Annotated in this window: 26 protein-coding genes and 1 pseudogene; 10 read left to right on the forward strand and 17 right to left on the reverse strand. The window is 65.7% G+C overall.

Annotated features, from left to right (window positions below; all coding sequences use genetic code 11):
- Positions 1-27 precede the first annotated feature (27 nt).
- Both DES41_RS36575 and DES41_RS39990 read left to right on the forward strand, forming a co-directional pair.
- Positions 28-753, forward strand: a complete 726-nt coding sequence (locus DES41_RS36575) for a sigma 54-interacting transcriptional regulator (RefSeq protein WP_147283058.1) — start codon at positions 28-30, stop codon at positions 751-753.
- Positions 754-786: 33 nt separating this feature from the next.
- Entirely contained in the window at positions 787-1,005 is a 219-nt protein-coding gene (locus tag DES41_RS39990; RefSeq protein ID WP_484280912.1) for an AAA-type ATPase lid domain-containing protein, read from the forward strand.
- 9 nt (positions 1,006-1,014) lie between these two features.
- Here DES41_RS39990 and DES41_RS36580 read toward each other — a convergent pair whose 3' ends face one another.
- The 5 genes from DES41_RS36580 to DES41_RS36600 are packed head-to-tail and all read right to left on the reverse strand — an operon-like array spanning position 1,015 to position 7,212.
- Positions 1,015-2,061, reverse strand: coding sequence for an AraC family transcriptional regulator (locus DES41_RS36580; RefSeq protein WP_211333163.1), 1,047 nt, complete (start codon positions 2,059-2,061; stop codon positions 1,015-1,017).
- 59 nt (positions 2,062-2,120) lie between these two features.
- Positions 2,121-3,080: a Bug family tripartite tricarboxylate transporter substrate binding protein gene (locus DES41_RS36585; RefSeq protein WP_114472613.1), complete on the reverse strand. Its 960-nt coding sequence runs from the start codon at positions 3,078-3,080 to the stop codon at positions 2,121-2,123.
- Between the two features lie 46 nt (positions 3,081-3,126).
- Entirely contained in the window at positions 3,127-4,437 is a 1,311-nt protein-coding gene (locus DES41_RS36590) for a CaiB/BaiF CoA transferase family protein (protein ID WP_245966044.1), read from the reverse strand.
- Positions 4,438-4,464: 27 nt separating this feature from the next.
- Complete coding sequence (locus tag DES41_RS36595) at positions 4,465-5,604, reverse strand: FAS1-like dehydratase domain-containing protein (RefSeq protein WP_114472615.1); 1,140 nt, start codon at positions 5,602-5,604, stop codon at positions 4,465-4,467.
- Positions 5,605-5,628: 24 nt separating this feature from the next.
- Entirely contained in the window at positions 5,629-7,212 is a 1,584-nt protein-coding gene (locus DES41_RS36600) for an acetate--CoA ligase (protein ID WP_114472616.1), read from the reverse strand.
- Between the two features lie 221 nt (positions 7,213-7,433).
- Here DES41_RS36600 and DES41_RS36605 point away from each other — a divergent pair, with 221 nt between their 5' ends.
- From DES41_RS36605 to DES41_RS39730, 4 genes and pseudogenes are all read left to right on the forward strand, one after another.
- Positions 7,434-8,186, forward strand: a complete 753-nt coding sequence (locus DES41_RS36605) for an IclR family transcriptional regulator (protein ID WP_245966045.1) — start codon at positions 7,434-7,436, stop codon at positions 8,184-8,186.
- A complete protein-coding gene (locus tag DES41_RS36610; RefSeq protein WP_114472618.1) occupies positions 8,183-8,617 on the forward strand; it encodes a PaaI family thioesterase in 435 nt (144 codons plus the stop codon). Before DES41_RS36605 ends, DES41_RS36610 begins: the two co-directional genes overlap by 4 nt.
- A 244-nt stretch (positions 8,618-8,861) precedes the next feature.
- Positions 8,862-9,353 (forward strand): annotated as a pseudogene (locus DES41_RS36615) (NAD(P)H-dependent oxidoreductase).
- A 3-nt stretch (positions 9,354-9,356) separates the two neighbouring features.
- Positions 9,357-9,491 (forward strand): hypothetical protein, encoded by a 135-nt coding sequence (locus tag DES41_RS39730; RefSeq protein WP_281277272.1) that lies wholly within the window; start codon positions 9,357-9,359, stop codon positions 9,489-9,491.
- Positions 9,492-9,890: 399 nt separating this feature from the next.
- On the opposite strand, the gene DES41_RS36620 is transcribed toward DES41_RS39730, so the two are convergent.
- Positions 9,891-11,537 carry an ISL3 family transposase gene (locus DES41_RS36620; protein ID WP_114472619.1) on the reverse strand — a complete coding sequence of 549 codons (1,647 nt, stop codon included), beginning with the start codon at positions 11,535-11,537 and terminating at the stop codon, positions 9,891-9,893.
- Positions 11,538-11,872: 335 nt separating this feature from the next.
- Here DES41_RS36620 and DES41_RS36625 point away from each other — a divergent pair, with 335 nt between their 5' ends.
- Positions 11,873-12,340, forward strand: coding sequence for an ASCH domain-containing protein (locus tag DES41_RS36625; RefSeq protein ID WP_114472620.1), 468 nt, complete (start codon positions 11,873-11,875; stop codon positions 12,338-12,340).
- A gap of 221 nt (positions 12,341-12,561) precedes the next feature.
- Here the strand turns inward: DES41_RS36625 and DES41_RS36630 are convergent, their stop codons facing one another.
- From DES41_RS36630 to DES41_RS39970, 7 genes are all read right to left on the reverse strand, one after another.
- On the reverse strand, positions 12,562-13,023 hold the full coding sequence (locus DES41_RS36630) for a GNAT family N-acetyltransferase (protein ID WP_114472621.1): 462 nt from the start codon (positions 13,021-13,023) through the stop codon (positions 12,562-12,564).
- Between the two features lie 235 nt (positions 13,024-13,258).
- A complete protein-coding gene (locus DES41_RS36635; RefSeq protein ID WP_114472622.1) occupies positions 13,259-13,936 on the reverse strand; it encodes a TetR/AcrR family transcriptional regulator in 678 nt (225 codons plus the stop codon).
- A 5-nt stretch (positions 13,937-13,941) separates the two neighbouring features.
- On the reverse strand, positions 13,942-15,252 hold the full coding sequence (locus DES41_RS36640; RefSeq protein ID WP_114472623.1) for a flavin-containing monooxygenase: 1,311 nt from the start codon (positions 15,250-15,252) through the stop codon (positions 13,942-13,944).
- Positions 15,249-16,217: an NAD-dependent epimerase/dehydratase family protein gene (locus DES41_RS36645; protein WP_114472624.1), complete on the reverse strand. Its 969-nt coding sequence runs from the start codon at positions 16,215-16,217 to the stop codon at positions 15,249-15,251. The genes DES41_RS36640 and DES41_RS36645 overlap by 4 nt, the downstream gene beginning before the upstream one ends.
- Before the next feature lies 1 nt (position 16,218).
- Positions 16,219-17,271, reverse strand: a complete 1,053-nt coding sequence (locus DES41_RS36650) for a cyclase family protein (RefSeq protein ID WP_114472625.1) — start codon at positions 17,269-17,271, stop codon at positions 16,219-16,221.
- 259 nt (positions 17,272-17,530) lie between these two features.
- Positions 17,531-17,785 carry a helix-turn-helix domain-containing protein gene (locus DES41_RS39965; protein WP_170168406.1) on the reverse strand — a complete coding sequence of 85 codons (255 nt, stop codon included), beginning with the start codon at positions 17,783-17,785 and terminating at the stop codon, positions 17,531-17,533.
- A 432-nt stretch (positions 17,786-18,217) separates the two neighbouring features.
- Positions 18,218-18,430 carry a ribosome modulation factor gene (locus DES41_RS39970; RefSeq protein WP_425466420.1) on the reverse strand — a complete coding sequence of 71 codons (213 nt, stop codon included), beginning with the start codon at positions 18,428-18,430 and terminating at the stop codon, positions 18,218-18,220.
- Positions 18,431-19,068: 638 nt separating this feature from the next.
- Between DES41_RS39970 and DES41_RS36670 the strand changes: the two genes are divergently transcribed.
- Positions 19,069-19,323: a hypothetical protein gene (locus tag DES41_RS36670; RefSeq protein WP_114472629.1), complete on the forward strand. Its 255-nt coding sequence runs from the start codon at positions 19,069-19,071 to the stop codon at positions 19,321-19,323.
- Positions 19,324-19,426: 103 nt separating this feature from the next.
- On the opposite strand, the gene DES41_RS38175 is transcribed toward DES41_RS36670, so the two are convergent.
- The 4 genes from DES41_RS38175 to DES41_RS36690 all read right to left on the reverse strand — a co-directional run bounded on the left by DES41_RS38175 (position 19,427) and on the right by DES41_RS36690 (position 21,648).
- Positions 19,427-19,978: a histidine phosphatase family protein gene (locus DES41_RS38175; protein ID WP_147283059.1), complete on the reverse strand. Its 552-nt coding sequence runs from the start codon at positions 19,976-19,978 to the stop codon at positions 19,427-19,429.
- Between the two features lie 185 nt (positions 19,979-20,163).
- The gene (locus DES41_RS36680; protein WP_114472631.1) at positions 20,164-20,403 is read right to left on the reverse strand and encodes a hypothetical protein; all 240 of its coding nucleotides are present in this window, start codon (positions 20,401-20,403) and stop codon (positions 20,164-20,166) included.
- A 53-nt stretch (positions 20,404-20,456) separates the two neighbouring features.
- Positions 20,457-21,341: a glucose 1-dehydrogenase gene (locus DES41_RS36685; RefSeq protein ID WP_170168407.1), complete on the reverse strand. Its 885-nt coding sequence runs from the start codon at positions 21,339-21,341 to the stop codon at positions 20,457-20,459.
- The gene (locus tag DES41_RS36690; RefSeq protein WP_114472633.1) at positions 21,334-21,648 is read right to left on the reverse strand and encodes a plasmid stabilization protein; all 315 of its coding nucleotides are present in this window, start codon (positions 21,646-21,648) and stop codon (positions 21,334-21,336) included. Before DES41_RS36690 ends, DES41_RS36685 begins: the two co-directional genes overlap by 8 nt.
- 1,388 nt (positions 21,649-23,036) lie before the next feature.
- Between DES41_RS36690 and DES41_RS36700 the strand changes: the two genes are divergently transcribed.
- Both DES41_RS36700 and DES41_RS36705 read left to right on the forward strand, forming a co-directional pair.
- Positions 23,037-23,258 carry a hypothetical protein gene (locus DES41_RS36700; RefSeq protein WP_114472634.1) on the forward strand — a complete coding sequence of 74 codons (222 nt, stop codon included), beginning with the start codon at positions 23,037-23,039 and terminating at the stop codon, positions 23,256-23,258.
- A gap of 568 nt (positions 23,259-23,826) precedes the next feature.
- A complete protein-coding gene (locus tag DES41_RS36705) occupies positions 23,827-24,084 on the forward strand; it encodes a hypothetical protein (protein WP_114472635.1) in 258 nt (85 codons plus the stop codon).
- Positions 24,085-24,340 lie beyond the last annotated feature (256 nt).

Here is a 24,340-nt window from a genome sequence, read left to right on the forward strand (position 1 = left end):
TTGGCCTTCAGGGAGGGTGGCGAATTGGTGGCCGCCGACCGCGCGGCGCGGCAGCTTCTCGGTCTGGCAGCCGGGCCGCCGTCGGCCAAGCCATTCGAGCAACTGTTTAGCGTGGGCTTTGGGGCCTGGATGTCCGCGCTGCGCCACGCGCGTCAGGGCGCGGCGATGCGGCTTGCCGACGGCGTGCGGCTGCGTGCCGTGGCGATGGAGATGGTGCAGCCGGCGGCCCGCACGGCCCCGCTGCAGCTGCGCGCGGCTACTCCGTCCGCGCAGGCGGCGCTCAGCGACGAGCTGCTGGTACTGGCCTACGACCGCGGCCTGCGTGTCGCGTCAGTCGGGCTGCCCATACTGGTCACGGGCGAGACCGGCACCAGCAAGGAGGTTGCGGCCCGCGCGCTGCATGCTGCAGGCCCGAGCGCGGCCGGGCCGCTGGTCGCGCTGAACTGCGCGGCGATCCCGGGCGAGCTGCTGGCCGGCGACCTGTTCGGCTATGTGGACGGCACGTTCACCGGCACCCGGCGCGGTCGCGCCCCGGGAAAGATCGAGGGCGCGCACGGCAGCACGCATTCCCTGGGCGAGGTCGGCGACATGCCGCTCGCTTTGCAGGTCTCGCTGCTGCACCTGCTCGACAGCTTCAAGGTGGTGCGCCCGGCCTGCATGCGTGCGCGGCCGGTGGACGTGCACCTGGTCTGCGCCTCCCACCGCGGCCTGCCGGTGCCGGTGCGCCAGGGCAGCCGGGGTGACCTGATATAGCGCATTGCGAGCCACACGCTGCAGCTGCTTCCACTGCGAGAGCGGCACGACTTCAATGCCGTTCTTGATGCGCTGCTGCGGCGCTTCAACGCGCTGCCGGCCCGGGTGCCATTGCAGGTGCGTCATGCACTGCGCACATCGACTTGGCCAGGCAACATGCGTGAGCTTGCCCATGCGGTCCAGCGCGCGCTCGCGCTGGCACCGGTGGATGCCCCGCTGGCGCGCACGGCTTCGGTGTTACCGATGTCATGACGCCGGCAGTCAGTTCGAGAGTCGCGTCGCCTCGGCGAGGCGGCCATGCGCGAGTCGGCCGCCAGCCGCCGCGGTGCCATCTAGCCCACGACGGTAAGCCGTCGGCGTCTGCCCTGTCCATTCCCGGAAAGCACGGTTGAAGCTCGCTTCGTTCTGAAACCCCACCGAACCTGCAACCTGCTTCAGCGGCCGGCCGTTGTGTGCCAACGATGCGATCGCGGCGTCTCGGCGCACATCGTTCTTGATCGCTTGAAGAGAGAAGCCCTCCTCGGCAAGGTGCCGGTGCAGGCTCCGCACCGACAAGTTCAACTTCGACGCCAGGTCCGAGGCTGCCAGAGACTTGGAGGTGTGCGCTCTGAGCAGGTTGCGGACTTGCCTCCCAACCAGCCGCACACGCGGGTACTGGTGCACCAGCAGGGGCAAGGGCCGCTTGAGCATCTGGCGAAGATCCGCATCGTCCCGCACCACCCGCATGCCAAGGCAGTGCGCATCGAAGCGGATGGACGCCTGCTTCTCATCGAAGCACAAGCCGGCGCCGAACATGCAGCTGTAGGCCGCCGAGTGCTCCGGCGGCGGGTAAGGAAAGGCCGCGCTCCGCAGCGCAATGCGCGAGTCCACCAACCAGCACGCGACGCCGTGAACGGACCGCAGCATGCTCACCAGGGCGAACTCGCGCTGCTCTCCGAGGTCCTTGCGCTCTTCGACCTCCACGGTGACCAATGCGTTGCGAACAGAGATGCGCATGGCGATGGCATCCACCATCAAGCCGTGGTGCCGGCACCAGCGTTTCAGCGCCACCCCCAGGGTCGGCGACGGCAACGCCGCTCTGCAGAGCATCCCGTTCGTTCCCCAGGGCAACGTGCGGCTGAACCAGCCGAGCGCCTCATCGTCCAGCTCCCGCATCGCGAAGTGGCAGATAGACTCCATCTGTTCGGCCGTGACGCGCGCCATGGGGTCGTCGACCTGGCTGCGCACCAGTCCGCCGGATCGCAGTGCATGGGTCGCGTCCTTCCCCGCCTTGGCGTACGCCAGCACGATCGCGCGGATGAAGGCCATCGGCGTCTGTGCCCGGGCGTTTCCCGTTCGCGTTGCAACCGGTGCGGTCTGCATCCTGCCTAGTCGATCTTCAGGCCAACGCTCTTCACCAATGCGCCCCACTTCTTGCGCTCGGCTGCCGCGAAGGTCCCCAACTGCTCCGGCGTGCCACCGGCCACCTCGTGGCCCAACTCCAGCAGACGACGCTGTGCCTCGGGCTGGGCCAGGATCTTGGCCACTTCCGCGTTGATCCGTTGGACGACTGCCGCCGGTGTTCCACGCGGGGCGTACAGACCGTTCCAGGCAAGGACTTCGAAGTCGTTCAATCCCGACGACGCGACGCTCTTGGCGCCGGGTAGCAGGGTGGATTCGCTGCGCGAGGTCACCGCCAGGGCCTTGAGCCGGCCATTGGAGACGAACGGCCTTGCCGCGCTTGCCGTGTCGATGCCGACCAGCACCTGGCCGCCGATCAGATCGGTCATGGAGGTGCCCGAGCCCTTGTAGGGGACCGCGCGCAGGTGCGTCCCGCTCTGTTGCTGCAGAAGTTCCAGAACCAGCCGCGCCGTGGTGCTGGGCAGCGCCACGTTGACCGTGTCCGGGCGGGCCTTGGCTTCGGCCATGAACTCGGCGAAGGTGTTGTACGGGACACTGACATTCGCGAGGATGACCATCGGGAAAGTGCTGACGAGCGCGACCGGCTCGAAGTCCTTTTCGGTGTCGTAGGGCATGGACGGATACAGAAACTGGTTCAGCACGTGCGTCCCATTGGTCCCCATGACAAAGGTGTAGCCGTCCCCGGCCGCTCGCGCCGCCTCGGCTGCTCCGATGTTTCCGCCGGCGCCGGCCTTGTTCTCCACGATCACGGCCTGGCCCAAGCTCTTGCTCAGCTGGTCCGCGATGTAGCGCGTCGCCACATCGGTCCCCTGCCCCGCTTGGTATGGAACGATGATGCGGATCGGCTTCGATGGGTATTGCGCGCCGAAAGCCGCGGCGCTGAGGAAGGCGATGGCCCAGGCCATCAGGAATCGGAATACGGTCATGTCGTTGTCTCCTTTTGAATAAGCGGGTCGAAACCAAGGCGGCGTGCTAGGGCGGTGCGCTCTGATGGAGGACGCCCTGCTCCATCAGCTGTCGGACATCAAGCTCGGAGAAGCCGGCCTCTCCGAGGATCTGGCTGGCGTGCTCGCCGAACCTTGGCGGCTCGCGCTTGGCGGAGCCCGGCGTGCGCGACAGCACGGCCGGCAGGCCGATGCCGCGGTACGCCCCCATCTCGACGCAAGCCCCTCGGTGCGCGGCGTGCGCTTGCGCGAAGGCCTCGGGCACGGTGTTCACGGGGCCGATCGGAACGCCGATGCGCATCAGCTGGGCACACAGGGCATCGCGGCTCCAACCCGAAAGCGCAGCTTCGATCTCGCCGCTCAACGCGGTTCGGTGCTGCAAACGGGCTGCATTCGTTGCGAAGCGGGCATCCTCGGCGAGCTGCTCCATGCCCACGAAGCGGCAGAACTTCATGAACTGCCGATCGTTGAGGATGCCCAGGAAGACAAGCCCGTCCGCGCACGCGAACTTGTCGTAGGGGGCGATGTTCGGGTGCGCGCTTCCCAAAAGGCCTGGCACCGCGCCGGAGTACATCCAGTTGGCCGCATGCGGGACCAGCAGGCTCATGGCCGTGTCGAACAGCGTGGCCTCCACGCGCTGCCCATGGCCCGAGACGTGCCGCTCGTTCAGGGCCATCAGGATGCCGGTCAACGCTACGTAGGCCGTCAGATGATCGACGATCGGCACACCGATCCGTGTGGGCCCGCATGCCTCGTCGCCGTTGACGCTCATGAGCCCGCACATCGCCTGCAGCACGGCGTCGTAGCCCGGGAGGCCCCCGAGCGGGCCGTCGGCTCCAAAGCCCGTCACCGCGCAGTAGATCAGTCGCGGAAACCGCGGCTTAAGCGACGCCTCGTAGTCCAGGCCCCACCGCGCCATCGTGCCGGGAACGAAGTTCTCGATCAGAACATCGGCGTCCTCGATGAGGCGGAACAAGGTGTCCCGCCCCGCTGGGTCGGCCAGATTCATGGCCATGGCGCGCTTGCCGCGGTTCACAGCCGTGAAGTAGGCGGCATCGCCGTGCTTGTCGAACGGCGGGCCCAGGGACCGCGTCTCGTCACCGCTGGGCGGCTCGATCTTGATGATGTCTGCGCCATGGTCGGACAGCATCTGGGTGCAGAGCGGACCAGCCAGCACCCTGGAGAGATCGATGACGCGCAGCCCGGCGAGGGCGCCTGGCGCGTGCGCGCCGGCGTGAGTGGGACGTTCCATGGCCGCTCTCGTGAAGGCATGGCTCCGCGAACCGGCTGGCGAGCCGGCTGCGGGTCTGTGCCGAAGATTCGATCGGCGGCCCTGCACGGGCCACCGGGGGTCAGTCGCGCAGGCTCAACCGCGCGACGGCAGCTCGACGACGCCGGAAGCCACCACCGACAGTTCGTCGTCCTGGTTGTGCGCCTCCTGCGAGATCTCCACCAGATGGCGGCCGTCTTCCACGAACTTGCGCTTGACCATGCCCTTGATGAAGAGCATGTCGCCCTCGGGGTTGTGGCGACGGATCTTGCAGTGCGATCGACACAGGAAGCCGGCGTCGCCCATCCAGTTGGTCAGGTGGTGCGTCATCCAGGAAGTGCGCTCGGGGCCGTAGTCGTAGGCACCGGGCGCGCCCACTTCCAGCGCGAAGTCTTCTTCCCAGTGCACGCGCTCGGGCACGTCCGGAATGCCGAGGCGGTTGGTGATGCCCACGCCCGGGTGTGCATCGATCAGGCGCCAGGCCAGCTTGTTGGCGCGGATGTACAGGCCGCCCCAACCCTGCGCGTAGGCGATGAAGCCAGTCACCGTCATCGGGCCCTTGAACATCACGGGCAGCGCCTCGCCTTCCTTGACATCCTCCCAGTACCGTGGCGTGCTGCCACGCACTTCTTCCTGGGCGTACAGTTTGTACGCTTCCTGGATCTCCTCGGGCGAATAGCGGCGCGGGGCGCGCTCGCGCACTTCCTTGTACTTGCTCCCCTGCTCGCGCGCATGGTCGCGCTCGGTCCGGAAGCACCAGCTGTCGGCCTCGGCGACCTTGTCGCCGTCCTGGTTGAAGAAGTCCACGTGGTAGATCTGCTGAACGGCACGGCCGGCGAAGCGTGTCTGGTGCTCGACCAGATCCTTGAGGTAGGCCTCGGTCGAGATGGTGTCGTTGCGCTTCACGGGCTTGTGCCACTGCCAGTCTGCACCGGACCACATGGCGTGCACTCCTGGCAGACCGCCGACATAGCCGGAGACGATGCGGCTCGTCGAGAACAGGAAGCTCGGCAATGCGATGATGCCGCCGTACTGGGTCTTGGCCGCGTAGTCAGGGTCGCACCACAGCGGGTTGTCGTCGCCGATGCCGTGGGCGTAGTGGCGGATGTTGTCGCGCGTGGCCTCATAGCACCAGGGCTCGGCGGTGGCGCCGATTTTCAGGCCGATGCGCTTGCGCAGGTCCTCCATGCCCTCGTCGGTGATCTTCGGGAACGTGCGCTCGGTGGTCGTAGACATGCTGTCTCCTTGTGGTGAAACGGTTCAGGGTTGGGGAGCGAGCGAGGCCTGCTCGGCCAGCTCGGCGTTGGCCGCTTCCTGCTCGCGCAGCTTCTTGCGGTGGATCTTTCCGGCGGGCGTCTTAGGGAGCTCCGCGACGAAGGCGACCTGCCGGGGGTACTCGTGCTGGCTCAACCGGGCGCGCACGCCGTCCTGTATTTCCTGGATGAAGCCTTCGCTGCCCGGCCGCTTCGACACGACGAAGGCCTTGACGACCAGCCCGCGCAGGGCATCGGGCACACCGATGGCGGCGGCCTCCAGCACATCGGGGTGCCTGAGGATGGCGTCCTCGACCTCGACGGCACCGATGGTCCAGCCTGCGGAGATGATCACGTCGTCGGCACGGCCGCCGTGCCAGAAGTAGCCGTCCTCGTCCACGCGGCCGAGGTCCTTGGTCGCGATCCATTCACCTTTGCGCCAGAGCTTGAGCTCGCCGGCCACACCCGGAGCGCAGGGCTTGCCATCGGCGTCCTGGACTTCCACACGCAAGCCGGGAACCGGCTTGCCGAGCGACCCCGACTTCACCGGAAAGTCGTTCGCGCCAGGGTAGTTGACCAGGCACACGCCAATCTCGGTGGTGCCGTACATGCTGCACGCTGTGTGCCCGAACGTGGCTTCCACGAATGCAGCCGTCTCGCTGTCGATGGGCTCGCCGGTGAAGGAGACCTTGTCGAGCACATAGCTGAACCGCGCCGCCGCGCCGGAATTGCGCATCATCCGGTAGTGCGTGGCTGCCGCCGACAGGTTGTTGAAGCGATGCTTCGAGAGGGCTTCGAGAAGCTTCTCTCCGCTGAACCTGCCAGCATATGCGCCCACGGTGACACCCATGGCGAGTGGGGCCAATGTGCCGTGCCACAGCCCATGCCCCCACGCAGGTGACGACGGGCACATGAAGCGGTCGCCAGGGCGCACACCCGTGCCGTACAACGCGGCAAGCATCAGCGTGACCAGCGCGCGGTGAGTGTGCTTCACCGCATCCGGCAGCTCGCGGGTGGTGCCCGAGGTGTACTGGAAGATGGCCAGGTCGTCGGCACGGGTCTTCACCGCGTACGTCGCGGGGTAGCCGCGCAAGTCGGCCATGAAGGCCGCGTCGGCGATGAGCACCTCGAGTCCTTCCTGCGTGGGCACGGCAGGCGCCTTCTCGGGGTTGGTGACGACGATGCGAGGCTTGCAATCGGCCACCCGCAGGCGAACGCCGTCGGGACCGAACAACGTGAACAGCGGCACTGCGATGGCGCCCATCTTGATTGCGCCAAAGATCGCGGCGTAGAAGGCCAGCGAAGGCTCCAGCATCACGGCCACGCGGTCGCCAGGTCCAACGCCCCGAGAGACAAGGTAGTGCGCGAAGCGCGAGGACGCTTCGGAGATTGCCGCGAAGGTCAGGACTTCGTCCTCGCCGTCTGGGCGCACCAGCACGACGGCGTCGCGGCCGCTGCCGGCATGACGATCGATGCACTCGTGGGCGATGTTGAGGTGCTCGCGGTCACCGTCGAACAGATCCCACAGGGCAGCTGGACTGCAGTGCGTCTGCGCATCTGCGTAGGAACTGAATTGAGTCAACCGCGTCATGTGCATGTCTCCGATTTCGATGGAGACATTTTTTCGGCGGCAGCCTAGAATTGTCAAATACAACTGCCAATTGTCTTGATACAATTGATTGAAGCATGACCTCTACACCTTTCGACGGGTTGATGGCAAGGCGAAGAGACGTATCCTCGGGACGCTCTCGACACGCCCCTATGCCCTCTCCTTCTACCTCTACCACTTCGCAGCGTTCCAAGACGCCCCGCGTGCGGCCAGTACCGGCCGTGTCACGGGCATTGGCGATCCTGCGGTTCCTCGCCCAACAGACCGAACCCTCGACGCTGAAGACGATCTCGCAGGAACTGGAGATGGTCACGAGCACCTGCCTGCACATCCTCCGAGCGCTAGTCGAGGAGCAGATGGTCCAAGTCGACGCTTCGACCAAGCGCTACACGCTGGGCGTGGGCGTGCTGTCGCTGGCGCGCAGCGTTGCCGAAAACAATCCCTTTCACACGCTGGCCCAGCCGGTGCTAGACAAGATCGCCGAGGACTGGAACGTCACAACCATCGGCGTGAAGGTGGCCGGCATCGAGGACCTTGTCGTCCTCGCGCTGGCGCGCTCGCGCTCGCCGTTCAGCTTCTACGTCGAGGTGGGCAGCCGTTTTCCGGCGCTGACCAGCGCCACCGGCCGGCTGGTAGCCGCACACTCAGCGCTCTCTGACGCCGACCTCCTGAAGCAGTTCAAGCAGCTGCGTTGGGACAACGCGCCCGAGTTCGCGCAGTGGCAGAAGGAAGTTAACGCTGCCAGTCGCCAAGGCTTCAGCATCGACCAAGGCAACTACATGAGCGGGATCACGGTCATCGCGGTGCCCGTCCTCACGACGCAGGCGCGCATGACGCACGCGTTAGTCGCGGTGGGCGTAACCGGCCAGCTGACGAAGGGCATCACGCAAGCGCTTGCCAAGGCATTGCTCGAGGAGTCGCGGACCTTGTCCCTGACACTCGGAGGCCGGCCATGACCGCCCCGGCTGCCGATAAGGTCGAGGAGCTGCGAGCGCTCGGCTGGAAGCAACGTGAGCTGCTAGGGTTCGCCGAAAGGTTTGGTCCACTCTGGACGCTGAAAGAAGAGCGTGGCTGGGCCTACGGTGTCCTGGCAGAGGATGAACACCTCAATCCGGATGGGGCGGTTCATGGCGGCGCATTGACGTCCTTGCTTGACCACGCCCTCAGCGCTATCGCTTGGGAGCTGATCGGCCGCCGTCCCTGCGTAACGGTGCAACTGGACGCGCAGTTTCTCAACGCAGCAGCAACCGGCGACTTCCTCGTCGCTCGTGGGCAGTTGATCCAGGCCACAGGATCGCTGGCCTTCATGCGCGGAACGGTCTCAGTGCACGACAAGCCAATCCTGAACGGCTCTGCCGTGATGAAGGTTCTCGGCGCTCGGAAGTGACCTAACGCAATCTGTGCTCAGCGCCTCTGTCGGACCTGGAGATTGCTCTCACGCGGGTGTGTGAGTGAACCGGCCTCCGCGGAGGCTGTTTGGTATAAGTCAGACCGCCACCGCGGCGGTCTGACTGGCGAGTTGCCACTTCCGCCGGCCCGATCTTGCGCGGCTGCTGCCGGCCGAGCGCGCGGCCCATCCGCCGCGCATCCTGCTGCTCTACGGGTCGATGCGTCAGCGCTCCTACAGCCGGATGCTGACCGAGGAAGCGGCCCGGCTGCTGCAGGCCATGGGCGCCGAGCCGCGCATCTTCGATCTGCGCGGCCTGCCGCATCCCGATGGCGCGCCCAAGGACCATCCGAAGGTGCAGCAGCTGCGCGAGCTGGCGCAGTGGTCCGAGGGCATGGTGTGGTGCTCGCCCGAGCGGCACGGGGCCATGACCGCATCATGAAGTCGCAGATCGACTAGATTCCCCAGCGGCTCGGTGCGGCCGACGCAGGGCAAGACGCTGGCCGTCATGGAGGTGTCGGGCGGCTCGCAGTCCTTCAACGCGGTGAACCAGTTGCGCGTGCTGGGCCGCTGGATGCGCATGCTGACCATCCCCAACCAGTCGTCGGTGGCCAAGGCCTTCGCCGAGTTCGAAGAAGACGGCCGCATGAAGGCCTCGCCGTACTACGAGCGCGTGGTGGACGTGATGGAGGAGCTGGTGAAGTTCAGGCTGCTGACGCGCGACTGCGCCGGCTAACTGGTGAACCGCTATAGCGAGCGGCGCGAGAGCGCCGAGGCGCTGTCCCAGCGCGCGCGTGAACCTGCGCAGCATCTAAAGCCCGGAACGAACACGAAAGCAGACATCCGCGACTGGCGGCTGATGGCCGAAAGATGAAGTTGGGCAGACCGCTCTCGAGTGAGGCTCAGGCCATGAACATGATCAGGTCTTTCCCCAGAACTTCGCCATCGCCTTCATTCGCCGCTTGTCCTCGGTTGTCACGTAGATCGTCGTCGTCGCTAGCGAGGAGTGCCCCAAGATCTCCTTCTCGATCTGCACGGGCGTCAACTGTAGTAATAGTGGATCTTCCGCACTTTGTGTGACGTGCCGCGAAGCGTGCTGATTGACGGTTGGCCAAGCGGAGCCACGAGGCCCCTTTGCCTTGCATGTCGGGTGGACTGCCACGAGGCTGTTGGCAAGCTCAAGCCAGGCTTGCGGTCATGGCACCAGTGGGATCGCCGACGAAGTCTGCTTGCGCGGCCCGCCGTCGCGGGCGCCCTTGCCGCGGTGGTCGGATCAAGTCGGTCGAAGCACACGAAGCCGCAGCAGCTCGACGCTGCCACGACCATACATTTGCCGCTTCAGGAACTTAAGCCTATTGACGTGGCCTTCGGTCTGACCGTTACTCCACGAAAGTTGAAAGGCGGCGCGCACGGCAGGCAGATCCGCCTGCAGGCTGCGGGCGAAGCTCTTCATCTCTGGAGCTTCGCAGCGTGACAACTGCGTTAGCCACCGATCAAACTCGCTCGGCCGGCGACGGTGCATGATTCCGAGGAACTGCCGGGACAGGGATCGCACCTGCGCCACGACTGGCTCGATGTCGCATAGCGCCTGCACGAAGCGCTCGTGGTTTGCGTTTTTTGGTTCTTCAACGGCGAGCTTGCGCCAGCCCACCAACCATCCGAATGCACGCCGTGCCGACGGGCAAGGCATGGTCCGAGCAGTCGGCTCCGAATCAACCAACGCCGGCTTGCCCTGCGGGAAGAGAAGCCGGACCACGCAGGCTTTCACCGAGGCCCGACTTCCGCTGTAGCCGCGCTGGCGCACCTCGCGCCAGATCATCAGCGGGTTGCGAGAACCCTGGGCGATGCGCTCCTCGATGTATTGGAGATGCGCGTCCAGCGGCGTGTGTCCACGCGCCTTGCGGGCGCGCTCTGGGAAAGATCCAGTGTGAACGAACTTGCGGACGGTCTGGTACGAGATGTCAAGTTCGCCGGCGATCGACTTCATCGTTCTGCCTTGGGTGTGGAGTTTCGTCACGCTGTCGTACAACGCCAAGCGGATGGAACGTCGATCGTCGCTCAGACGCTGCCACCATGCCAGCCTGGGCCCCTCGCGTCGCCCTTGGCGGCCGTGGGTCGGTTCGGTAACGACCACCCTTCGGGCAGCCTCACGCATCTGAGAGCCCATTCGCTGCAGCATGCGCTCGACGTTGTCGCGCAGGTTGCTCAAAAGATGCCAGCGATCGGAGACCTGCTGGGCATGGGGCAGCGCGATGTTTACGGCCTCCGAGTACGCGCCGGCCCGATCCCTGGCGACGATCTCGATAGACGGGTTCCTGCGCAGCCACTGCGTCACAGCGGAGGCTTCGCGGCCGACGAGGACCTCGATGGGCTCACGGCGCTCCAGATCGACGATGATCGTTCCATAGTTGTGACCACGCGCGATCGCCCAGTCATCGATCCCAACTATCCGCGGCTTGTAACGACGCCGGCGAATGTCTGTGCGTCGCAGTTGACGCAATACCGTGTCTGCACTGGTGCACAGCCCCAGTGCTGCGGCAAGCCTGGCGGCAGCCTCACCTCCGAGTGCATGGCCAAGAGCTTGCAGGGCGCGAGACTGGGAGTGCGTGCGACGTTGATGGCGGCCGGCCAGAGAGGTGATGGATTCAGCGAAGGTACGGCGCGCACAACCAACATCTGAGCATTTGAATCGACGCATCTCGACGGCCAGAACCAGCCGCTGATCGAGGACGGGGCGTTCCGCGAGATAACGGACGAAGCCGCCATGAACGCGGTCACTCCAGCGGCGGCAGACCGTGCAAGGCGCGGCACGCACCGTACTGCTGACCTCCACGGTGACCACGCCGACCCCCTGCTCGACGTGCAATACGCGCTTGCCGACGCGGGCAAGGAGTCGCTCGAGCCCAGCGAGTAGTTGCATGGTAAGACATACATGGGAGTCAATGGCTCGCAATCAAGGCGCGGCGCGGGCCGTCACACAAAGTGCGGAAGACCCACTATTACTACAGTCCACGGTAAGGGGTCGGTGTGCCCCACGCATTGATCGGATTGCATAGCTCTGGAGAAACAAGTTTGTTCATGTACGTCGTCGGCCTTGTTGACGGAAGTCTAGAGCTGACCTTCGTGATCGCCGCAACAAACGGCGATGGGAGATATCTGAGCGAGCGATAGCGCGCTGCGCGGGTGGCCTTTGACACGGACGCAACGTCAAGCCGTCCCGCAGCGGATAAGCTCAAAGCCATGTTGAGCCCAACCATGCAAATCCCACCAAACATTCAATCCTTCTGGAAGCGCTTTGAGGCCAATGCCGGCACTACGATGCACGAACGCTTTTACGAGGCCTTTCACTTCGATAACAACGAGGTGGGAGCGGCTTCGTTGGCGGAGTTGGTACTTGAAGGACGCAAGCGCGCCACCGCGAGTCTGGACTGGATCTTTGATGCCACAGGGCGTGCGCGCCCGCGCTCGGGTCACCTGAGCGTCGTGACAGACTGGCGGGGAAATCCGCTGTGTGTTATTCAGACCCTAGAGGTGTCTGTAGTCCAATTTGCAGAGGTCGGCCTGGACTTCGCCGCCGAAGAGGGCGAAGGTGACGGCTCACTGAAGCATTGGAGGGATTGTCATTGGCTCTACTTCAGTGCGGAGTGCAAGCGCATCGGTCGGGTCCCGGACCTGGCTATGCCTGTGTTGTGCGAGCGCTTTGAGTTGTCCTACCGCGAATAAGCTGTCTGCCAGTCCATTTCTAGGGTTGCGCAATTAAATTACTAGGGAAGGTCTGCGCAAATCGCGCCGCGATGTGCTGATCAGCGGTGACCAGGCGCAGAGACAGCGTTGCGATGGCCTGCGCACGAGAGGTTGCCGCTACTGTTTGCCGCCCGGCATCAGCACATCTCGAAGCGCACTGCGCAGAGAGTCCCTAGGTGAGTCAGATTTCAGATAGGGCGTTAAAGGATTTTGCGCATCAGCGCGTTCGGCAGTGTTACACCGCGGCGTACTGGAAATCGACGCTCGACAACCTGGAAGCCGTTAGCTGCGAAGAATGGCTCGGCGGTGAGACTCACATCCGACGTCAGATCGACTATGGCGGCACGGTGCGCTTCTTCGATGATGTGCAACATCAGGCACTGGCCGATGCCCATTCGAGCGTGCACGCCTGAAACGAAAAATTGGTCGATGTAACCCGACGGTTGAAGATCCGCATAGCCAACTGGCTCCCCGTCGATCTCGGCAACGAAGGGATCGAGGCGCTGAATCCGGCAGACCCATTCAGCCATGTCTGTATCAGGCGGCACCCAAGCCTCAAGCTGTTCGCGAGAGTAGTCACGTGCCGCGATCCGGTGAACCGCCGAAAAATGGATGCTGAAGAGCTTCTCCGCTTCACCGGGCACCAACCTTCGAACTTTCACGATGGCTCCTGCGTTTCTCGAAGGTAGAAGTTTGCCATGGTGTTTCACCTTCCATGCATCGGAGGGCTACCACCAAAGCTCACCTTCGAAGCCCGAGCCTGGATTTTCCATGAAGCAGCGTCGGCAGCGTTGTGCCGAGTGACTTGCTATAGGTGCCCGTCAAAGCATGGGCATCCCAGCCGTTGACAATGGGGCAAAGGTGGTGAGAGCCCGCAGCGCATTACCGCTGCCAAGCTCAAACCGCGCGGCGCCTGCGCGTGCGGGATCCTACGGTCGGCGCAACCGCGCGGGCGCGCAGCCCGTCCACCAGCGTGTGCACCATAGCGTCGGCCAGCCGCTCGCGATGGGCCGCGCCATCGCCGCGCTCGGGCCGGTACCAGACCAGCGACCACTGCAGCCCGCCCAGCAGCGTCTTGACCGCGATGGACGGAGACACCGCGGCCACCAAGCCCTGCTGCTGGCCCAGCTCCAGCTGCTGGCGGAACAGCTGCTCGAAGCAGTCGCGGCTGGCGATCAGTTCGTCGAGCACCTTGCGCTGCGCCGGCGTGGTGGCGCCGAAGCGGTGCAGGTGCACGCCCTGCACCACCACGCTCTCGAAGGCGTGGTGTTCGAACAAGGCCAGGGCATGCGCGCGCATCATGCCGCCCAGCACCTGCACGGCATCGCCGGGCGCGCGGCTGGCAGGCTCGACCGCCTCGAACAGCAGCTGCATGCCGAGGCGGTGCACGTCGAAGAACAGGTCCATCTTCGACTGGTAGTGGTGGTACACGCGCCCCTTGGTCGCGCCCATGCGCCGGGCCACCACATCGATGCTGGTGGCGTGGAAGCCCTGCTCCATGAAGCAGTCCGCCGCGGCCTCAAGGATCTCGCGCCGCGCAGGCGTGAGGTCCATCGCATCCTGGACGTCTACCATGCCCGTCACACGGAGGCCTCGCCGCGCTGCATGTCCTGCAGCAGCTGTCGCGCGTAGCTACGTGCGTCCACCTCCAGCGCGTAGCGCGCCGTGCCCACGTAGCGTGCGCGCACGCCCTGGGCGTGCCGGTCGATCTCGCGCGACTGCGTGGCCGCGGGCGGCAGGTGCATGGCGCCGCCCAGCAGCGCGGACAGCCAGCGCGACTGCACTTCGACAAGGGGAATCGTCGGGCCGACGGGCTGCACGAGCCCGAGGAAGTACAGGCCCGGCAACTGCGGCGGGGCCATGCGGCGGTAGAGCGCGGGAATGTCTTCGTTCACTTGGAACAGCTGTGGATCGAGGAAGGGGAAACTGGTGCGGTAACCGGTGGCCAGGATGATCGCATCGATGGTCTCCACGCTGCCGTCGTCAAACGCCACCTGCGTGCCGCGCAGTTCCTGCACATTGGGCTTCATGCGAATCCAGCCATGGCCGCAGTAGGGCAGCAGCTCCTGGCTGAGTGTGGTGTGCTCGCGCCAGATGGCATGCTGCGGCCGCGGCACGCCGAAGCGGCGCTGGTCGCCCACGGCCAGCACCGCCAGCCAGCGCACCAGCGTGCGGCTGACAGGGGTGGGCAGATGCAGCTTGCGCGCAAAGAAGCCCGACCACCGGTCAACCGGAATGCCCATGATGTACTTGGGCATGATCCAGGCGCTGCGCCGGGTGGAAAGGAAGGTGCGCCGCGCGCTCTTGCACACGTCCACCGCGATGTCGACCGCGGAATTGCCGATGCCGACCACCAGCACGTTCTGGCCCGCGAACGGCGCTGCCGTTCGGTAGTGGTGCGCATGCAGTTGCTCGCCGTCGAAGCGGCCCGCGAAGCTGGCCACGCGCGGGTCCCAGAGATGGCCATTGGCAACGATCACCGCGCGAAAGCGGCGCTCCGAGCCATCGGCCAGCCGCACACACCAGCTGCCGTCGTCAGCCGGCGCGACCTGCTCCACCTTGCAGCCAAAGCGGAAATGCCGCTTCAGGTCGAAGCGTTGCGCATAGCTCTCCAGCCATTCCAGCACCTCCTCGTGCGAGAGGAAGTCGGGGTAGGTGGACGGGATCGGATGGTCCGGGTAGCCGAGGTTGCCGCGGCTGGTGTCGATGTGCAGGCTGCGGTAGGCCGACGACAGGCCGTTGTCATTCTCGTAGCGCCACATCCCGCCGATGTCCGAGCCGATCTCGAAACCCTCGAACGCAACGCCGCGCGCGGCGAGCGCTTTGGCCGCGGCCATGCCGGAAGAGCCGGCTCCGATGATGCAGACGGAAAGGGAGGCGGTCGTGGTCATGGCGCGGCGCGCTCCTGCGCTAGAAAGGATTGCACCAGCGCATCGGCCGAAGCGTCCGGCGTGAAGCCCAGCGACAGGGCATGCTCGGAGGTGAAGGCCTGGGGCCAGCCATCGACGATGCGCTGGACCGCGGGGTCGGGCTGCCAGTCCACCACCGGGACCTGGCCGGCCGGCAACTGGCGCGCGACCGCCTGCAACAGCGCCGCCGGCGTGACGCTCAGACCGGGCAGGTTCATGCTGCCGCCCAGCGGCAGCGCCGCAGCCGGCAGTGCCGCCAGGCGCAGGAAGCCTTGCACGACCTTGTGCACGGACGCCGTCGCCAGCGGGCTGTCCGGCGCCATGCGGCAGATGGTGCGCTCGCCGCGCAAGGGGCCGCGCACCAGTGCGGCCACCTGGTCGGAGATGCTGCCGCTGGCCGGGCCCGGGTGGGTCAGCACGATGGGCAGGCGCAGCGCGCGGCCGTCGACGAAGCCGCGCCGGCTGTAGTCGGCCAGCAGCAGCTCGGCGACGGCCTTGTGTGTGCCGTAGGAGGTGGTCGGCCGCTGGGGCATGCCGTCGCCCACCACGGCAGGCAGCGGCCCGCCGAAGGTGGCAATCGAACTGGCAAACAGCAGCATCGGCACGCTGGCCTGCGCGCGACAGCGTTCCAGCAGCGCAACGAAGGCCAGCACGTTGGTGTCCAGGCCGCGGCGCACATCGGTCTCGGCGTCTACCGTCAGCGTGGCGGCCAGATGTAGCACGGCATCGACGGGGGCGGCGAACAGCGCGTCGAGCGCGGTGTCGTCGCGCAGGTCGCCGTGCTGAATGCGCACCGGGCAGCGCGCCGCCGCTGGCGCGGCCACGGGCCGCTGGTCGAACAGCAGCACCTCGTCGATTGCCTGGTCGGCGAAACGGGCACTAGCGGCCAAGTGTGCGGCCAGATGGGTGCCAAGGAAACCGCCGGCGCCGAGCAGAGCGACGCGCATCTCAGGTCGTCCCCACGGGCGTGACGGGCGAGCCCACGGCGCCCGGCAGGCGCAGCGGCGGCGCCGTCAGCAGAAAGCGCGAACGGCCCGCTGCGCGCAGGTGCCGCGCGAGCGGCGTGAGCCACCACAGTTCGCCCAGGTGGACACCCAGCTTGAATAGGCAGTGCTCATGCAGCGGCAGCGCCGCGCAGCAGCCGGCGCGGTGCGTGGCGGGATAGGCCTCCACCGCGTAGTTGTCGGCAGCGATAGCGGCGATGCCGCTGTCGGTGATCCATTGCAGCAGCGCGTCGTCGCGGCCGTCGAGCACGCAGCCCGTCTGCTCCAGCGTCTCGTGGCTGGGTTCCCGGCCCATGGCAAGCACGGCCTGCGCGAAGCCGGTGTGCAGGCACAGGATGTCGCCCGGCTCGACCACCACCTTATCGGCCGCCAACACCTGCGCCAGCTGCTCGTAGCCGACCAGCGTGCGGCCATCGCCGAAGTGGGCGTGCAGGTCGACCATCACGGCGCGGCCCTGCACAGCCTTCTCGGCCATGTGCTCGATGCCCAGCGCCTGCGCGGACGAGGTGCTCGCCAGCTGCGTGCCGTGGGCGCCTGCGTCACCGGGGGCATCGGGGCCGCGCACGTCGTGGTGGGCCCGGTAGCCGTTGTAGTAGACCGCCTCGGGCAGCCCGTCGCCATCGGCGTCGAACAGCGAACCCACATGGGCCAGGCTGTCCCACTGCGTCGAATACTGCAGGTGCAGGATCGCCAAGTCGTCGCTGAGCACGTCGCTGCGGTCGGCGACCAGATCGGCCAGGCGGAAGTTGAAGTTCACGCGGCCCTGGCGCAGCGTGGGCCGCAGCACAGGCGGATGCCGGTTGGGGTTGAGCACGTTGCCTCCGGGGTAGTCCAGCGGCAGGCTCAGGCAGAAGCTGCGGCCGTCGCGGACCTCGGCCACGCCCTGGCGCACCTTCTCGGGCGTCAGCAGGTTGAGGCGGCCGAGCTGGTCGTCAGGGCCGAAGTCGCCCCAGTTCGCGCCAGGAGGGCGTCGTTTCCAGCGAGGAGAAGAGGTCAATGCTTGTCTCCAAGAAAAGATACTGGGTAGTATGTTTCCTGGTATTGACCATGTCAAACTTTGCCGCGTTCGCTACGCGTATGGCAGATATGGAAAAGCTATGGGCACCAAGTCCTATTGGTGAGGTGGTGAGTGAGCGCAGCTTACGCAGCAGTGCAGAGTAAAGCTGCGATGCAGCTTCAGCTCGGGCAGGACGCCCGTGTCCACCCCGAGTGAAGGAGGCTGCCCTCGATCACGTTGGTGCCGGCGACTTTCAGCTTCACAGCATTTGCCCTTTTCCCCGGCGCAGCGCGCGTGGAGGCATCCCATAGCCGCGCAGGAACGTCTCACACAGGCGGCGCCGGTCCCGGAAACCCGTCTCACGCGCCCGACCTCCAACGGGTGGCGGCTCTGCTCGATCATGAGCCGCGCCGTCCAGCCGTAGCCCCTCCACCGCCTTGGCAGGCGACTGTCCCGTCTCGGCGGTGAAGACGCGGCAGAGCTGACGCGGGCTCAGCTTGGCGGCCTCAGCCAAGATTCCACGTTCAGCGGTTCAGCCAGGTGGCTGCGCGCATAGGCGAGCGCCTGCTGGATGCCGTCGGACTTGGCTGCCAACCGCAGCATTCCCGAATGCTGCGACTGCCCGCCCGCACGGCGCTGATGCCTCACGAGCTTGTGCGCTACTTCACGTGCCGCCTCGCTACCCATCGCCGAACGAGGCGCGCACGTCGCCGCCCGATTCTGAGTACGTTTCGACGGCGTAGAAGGGCGCACCCGCTACCGGGTTGGCGAACTCGAAAACGGTCTGGGTCCCGTGCGCATTGAACTTGGTGCAGGCCGCACGTGCTGCGCGGCCTGCGCTGCCAACTGGCACAGTCCAGTCTTCGCCCTTTGTGCTCAGATGTCTGCAGCCGCCCATGGCGTGTGGCACCGTTGCCTTCGCCTGAAAGCCACTAGGTGGCCACGCTCAAGACGCTGAACGACTGACGCGGGCATTGCGGCATTGGCGCCTGACACCGGCGGCGTCCTGTGCACCCCTGAGCCAGCCCAGCGTCCATGCCATCGCCTGCATTTGCTCCAACTGACAACCGTTCTGGCGGTACGCATTGGCGGATCGGGGACGGCCCGCCACGGAGGCGAAATACCCCTGTTCGAACGCTTTGTCGACCTCCATAGCCATGCTACCGTTCTAAGATCGTCGGTGCTGATCTGATGTAGGACTTGTACGGCTGCGGCGCCTCCGTTGGTGCTGCTACCTGTGCGATCAGTGCAAACGCGGCCTGACGACCTACAAGCCGGCCCTCGACATCGTGCTGCACCTACAGCACACTGACTTCGCAGCCTCCTTCGTGCCCTGACTGCCGAGCAATTTGAGTGCACCTTGTGGGGTGCGCCATGGATTTTCGGCAGGCTTTCGATGAATGGGCACTCGCCCACCATGCGGCGCATCAAGCAGAGGTCAAGGTACTTCAGGCTCTACCCGGCATGACCACGCTCCCTGACCGGGAGTGCGCCGCCCAGTTGCGACAGATCGCCTCGCAGAAATTGCGCGTCATGCTCGCCGCCTCGGCAGCCACTGCCGCCGCATGCCGCGCTCCGTAGGTCCCCGGCCACCTACGGCTGAGCCGTTCTACGCCCACCGCAAATGCAAGCTCCTATCCGGTATTGGCGCTCGGGCGCAAGGTTGCATGCGACACGCCAGGGAAATCGTACAACTTCCGTGTTGTGGCGCTATCCTTCATGCCCTCGACGGCAACTGCGCTGTCACCAGGCACGGGCGCATGGGCCCGGCATCATCCCTTTTGTTCAGCCTGGAACATGCAGCCAAACATCCCGCGCGACCAGTTGGAGCAATGCCTTTCGGCGCTGGCACATGCCGAAGCGTCCGATGAGATGCGCTCGCTTGCCCAGGACCTGCTGGAAAGCCTGCTTCGCCTGCAGAGCGCCGACCGGTTGACGAAGGATGTCTTCATGCTTGCGCTGGACTCCTTGGCTTTGATCCCGGACCTGGAGCCGCACATCGCCGGTTTGAAGGTCCACGCAGGGACGAGCAGGCCTGCAGAGCTCGAATGATTCCTCGGTTCGCTCCTCCACGTCGCCCACGGCAGCAGCGTTCGCTTGAGCGCTGCGCCGCAACAGCCTCGCCTTGGCACCAGTTCCCGCCAGTCGTGGACCACTATCCATCCTCGACTTCGCGGTCGCCCGGCATCAGCAGCTGAGGGAGTACGGAAAATCGCCTCTGCTCAGCTGGCCCGTCGACCAGCCAGATCAGGTCGAACCTGTGTTCTGGCCACGCACTGGGTACCTGTGCCGCAGCAGCGCTGCCGCGCAGGAACGCACGTGCCAGCCCCGGTAGGCCATGGTGCGACCATGCAACCAAGGCCGTGCCGGATGCCTGTGCAAGGAAGTCGGCCAGGCGCGCTTCGTCTTGTTTCTCGAACGTGTCGTCGACCTGCAATCCAAGTGCTACGGCGAGGGCATGCAGCGTCTGCACCGAACGCAGACTCGGCGCCGTGGCCGTGGCCCGGCATGCAAACAGCAGTGACGGCCGAGCGAGGGCGGCGTTGAACGCCTGGGGACATCGGAAATACGGGACCAGTGCACCTGCACGCTGCCAACCTGCCACGCTGAGGCTGTGCTCACAGGCAGTTCCGTCCGGACGGGCGCCCGCCTGGCGGCTGCCAGGGCGCTCCGCATGGCGGATCATGAGTAGGTGTTCAAGAGGCATGGGCAGAACTCGCCGCGCAGAGGTTCGTTGACCAGTCGCTCAGTGTCAGCGCTAGATCCAAGCTCCAGGGCAGGACTGGACGCTGGGACCAGGTCGGCGAGCGTACGCAGGCCCACCGCGCCGGAGCCCGACGCGTCCCGGTGACGATAGCCGCTATGGCTCCCCTTGAGGCTATCGCGCGCGCATCACTCGAACGCGAAGGACACGCTCACGGCGAGCGCTGCCCCAGCCATGGCGGTCAATCCCGAAAGGAAGATCCATACGAGGGCAATGCGCTCAAAGCGCAGCCCCTCACGTTCAGTCGCGCTCCAGTCATGCGCCCCATCGCGAAACGGCTGGGTGTCGCGCGGCGCCTCGGGCCAGCGCGCGTCGGCGTTGCCGGCCCCGCATGCTTGCGCATCACCCTCTGTTCCCGATGGGCCCATTCGCATCCCCACGCCCCGCGTTCCTGTTCAATGGGCCCGATGCGGGTGCAAAGTCAGATCAACGGCACTCCGCCGGTCACGGCAATCGTCGCGCCGGAGATGTACGAGCCGCCTTCCGAGGCGAGCATCACGTACGCGGCCGCCAGTTCGGCCGGCTGACCGGGTCGCTTCAAAGGCACCTGGGCGCCGAACTGCGAAGCCTTCTCAGCGTCCATGGTGCTGGGAATCAAAGGTGTCCACACCGGGCCTGGTGCTACGCAGTTGACCCGAATGCCCTTCTCGGCGAGCAACTGGGCCAGCCCTCCGGTCAGGTTCTGGAGCGCTCCTTTGGTCGCAGCGTAGGCAACCAGCGTGGCATTCGGCTTGTCGGCATTGATGGAAGCCGTGTTGATGACACTGCTCCCGGGAGGCATGTGGGGAACGGCTGCCTGCGTCAGAAAGAACGTCGCGTAGACGTTGGTGCGGAAGGTGCGGTCGAACTCATGCGCCGAGAACTCGCTCAGATCCTTGTGCGACATCTGGAAAGCGGCATTGTTGACAAGGATGTCGATGCCTCCGAGTTCATCGACCGCGCGCTGGATGATCTCTTTGCAGTGCTCCTGGTCCTGGATGTCGCCGGGCACCAGCACGCACTTGCGTCCAGCGTCGCGCACGAGCTGAGCCGTGGACTGCGCGTCCTCGTGCTCGTCCAGGTACGAGATCAGAATGTCAGCGCCTTCGCGCGCGTAAGCGATGGCCACGGCCCTGCCGATGCCGCTGTCGCCGCCGGTGATGACGGCCTTGCGCCCAGCCAGCTTGCCAGCACCGGCATAGGAGGACTCGCCGCAATCCGGGACCGGTTGCATCTGGGACTGCTCTCCTGGCACATCCTGCTGTTGCTTGGGGAACGGCGGCACCGGGTACTTGGTGCGGGGATCCTGAAGGGAATTGTCAGCCATGGGCACGCTCCGTGTTGCGCTTGCGCGTTGCCGCAGCCTTCTTGGCAGATGCCGAACGCTCGGCATCTGAACGCGTCGCCGACGCGTGTCCGCCGGCCTTGCCGCCCTTGTGCGAGGACGACTTGTTGTCGGGCTTGCCCCGACCAGAGCCGCTGGCGTTGCCGCCTCCCGATTCCTTGTTCACGGTGGCCCAAGCGCGCCGCTCGGCTTCGGCCTTCGGTGTGCCACGAGATTCGTAGCTGTCTTCGATGTGCTCGGCCTTGCGCTGCTGCTTGGACGAATAGGACGATTTGTCGCCGCGTGGCATGTGACTCTCCAGACGATGAGGGGATGGCCATCGTTACCCGCTCATGGGTCTGGCGGCGCCCGCAAGCGCCGACGCACTGCGTCGGTCGGGCCGCCGCTCAACGTTGCGCGCTGTCGTACAGCCGGTGACCAAGACGCCGGCACGAGGCCCTCCGACCCGTGCTCGTCCTTCGCCTGACGTACAAGAAGGCCGGCGTTGAATGCAGCTCCGACGACGCGCGTCCGTCACAGCCACCTTGCCACGATCCATCCACACTTGGGTCGTGTGGCGCAAGGCCAAGGAGTAGATGAAGTGGCGTGTGGCGCATTAGACCGAGTGGACTGTGTGCGAAAGCGTGTCCAGCCCAGTCGCCAGGCCATGCGGAGGAATCAGCTGGACCAGCCGGCTCGTCGCTGTAGGGGTTGTCGCTCTCGACCATGCCAACCAGGCCGGCCTGCCAGCCCGCGCTGAACGCTGCGTCGAGATCGGTATGTGGCATACGGCAGTCACGGCAAGCGGTGCTCCCGACTTCCGGAAAGGCGCCAGTCCGCCTGCGGTACGCCTCGAACTCAAGTGCGGCGATGGCCGCGGCGCGCTGCTCCTGCGTGGGAACGTGGGGAGCGCCCGTTTGGTGGCAAGTCAGCAATTGCGGCAACGCTGACCTCAAAGAGGCCAGTGCCGCCGCACTTCTTCAGCGGCCCGAACCGCCGCTGCCCGAACCAGAACCAGAGCCAGACCCGCCGCCCGAGGAGCCGCCCGAACCGCTTCCCGGGGTACCACCGGAGCCGCCGCCTGTCGCGCCACCCATGCTGCCGCCGGTGCCCGTGCCTGCGCCACCGGAAGTGCTGCCACCCCCGGTGCCACTGCCAGAGCTCCCGCCGCTGGCGCCGCCGCTGCCGTCGCGCCGGTTACCGCCGCGGTTGCCGCCTTGGCGGTCGTGTGGCGCCGAGCTAGGCGATTGCGCCGACGCCGCCCCAGTGCCTGCTGTGCTTGCGCCGCTGCGGTTCGGCATGGTGGTCGCGCCGCTGCCTGAAGCACCGCCGCTGCCACTACCCGTTGTCTGCCCTTGCACGGCGGGCGTCAAGACGGCCATGCAGCCGCCCAAGATGGCCGCCGCCATCGGCGTGCGGATGCGTTTTCCAATGAAGTGCATGTGTCTCTCCTAGAAGGTTGGAACGAGGGCCGATGAGGCCCCGAAGAGATGGGGCAATCGGCGGGCCGCACGTGTAGGGGAGCAAGGACAACAGCGGCGCACACAGCCTTCACTCCCCACGCTGCTCCTGCACCACCGTTACAGCGCACTCGTGCACCTCAGGCGAGAACTTGTTCGACTCTCCAGGGCTCAAGCCTCTCAGAGTGGCGAGCGGCGTACGGGGGCAGTTCAGTTCGCACAGAATTGCAGCATGCCCATGGACTACCTGCTTTCGATCGAACACGTGCACCTTCCCTTCCGGGTGACGGACGAGCATGCGTTGCAGTGCGTGCGCGTGTTGAAGGCCGCAGGGTTGATCGAAGCCAGCATCGTTGGCTCTGATGTCCCGGGGAAGGACAGTGTTGCGGATATCCGCGCGATCACAGGCAAAGGACGTGTTGCCATCGCGCACCGTAGGCAAGGCAAGCCGTTGCCTTAGGCGCACTTGGGCGGTCCCGCCCAGATGGCGGCCTTCGCGGCCTACGTTGCTGCGCCCCGCAGACGGATTGCTCCGGACGAACATGTGGCGTCTGCCTTCTCGAGGAGCAACTAGGAGACCTCGCACTCAATGCAGCGCTTCGCCCAGGATCGACAGTGCCCGGTATCTTGCAGCGGTTTTCACATCGCCGGTTTCCCAAGCGAAGACGCGCCCCACGCGGCTCCCTGAGGTAAAGAGCGCAAGCGCCCGTCGTAGCGGCCCTGTATGCTTGCGCTTCACGGCCCGAGAAGAGCGCTACAACATGGTCGTCCACTCTGGCTGCCCGTCAGCCGGAAAATGCATTGAGAGGGAGAGAGGGGGCCTATATGCGCGACTGGCCATTCAAAGTCCAACCGGCTGGAGGGGACTGCGCAGCAGCATGTGCCGAAGGCATCGGATCCCAGGCACTTGGCAGCTTCGTCCAGGCCAAATGTGCTGTGCAGCCTGCTGAGGCCTGCCTGCCTGGGTCCGGTCTGCAGGGGACCGAAGCGGCTCCCCCAGCCGAAGTCCAACAAGTGCCTTCGTCGGCGTGACGGCCCCTCAGGTGGAACGCTGGATTGCAACGGCGGTCCACACCGACGGCCTGCATCTTGAGGCGGAAATCGCTCAGGCGCACATGCCCACGCTTGAGGAATTCGCAGCGGCACTGCTTGTTCAAGTGTCTTCGCTCCCCGTGCGCCCGCTGCGTGGAGGCGCGCGCCATCGGTCCAACTTCAGAAAGCTCAAGGACTACGGCTTCAGCATCGACGGCATAACGGTGATGGAGAGGGAATCCAGGTCCACCTGATGCCCGACGCCGCGTACCGGCCGTGCGACCTTGCTTCGCCGCATCGCGCGCCCCTGCAGCGGCCTTCGCCTTTTCACCGTCCCGGCAGCTGGCTTTGCACACGTCCAGGGACTGGAGATCTCCATCTAGGACATCGTGCTCAGAGGCAGGCAGACGGTGTCACGCCGTTGGTCAAACCGGTTTTCCGCTGAGTCTGTTTGGTTTAATGTTCGCAACGCCGATTTGAGCCACGCGCCGAGATTGCAATGACAAGGTT

Origin of the sequence: Pseudorhodoferax soli (assembly GCF_003337555.1) — a bacterium.
Classification (GTDB): domain Bacteria; phylum Pseudomonadota; class Gammaproteobacteria; order Burkholderiales; family Burkholderiaceae_C; genus Pseudorhodoferax; species Pseudorhodoferax soli.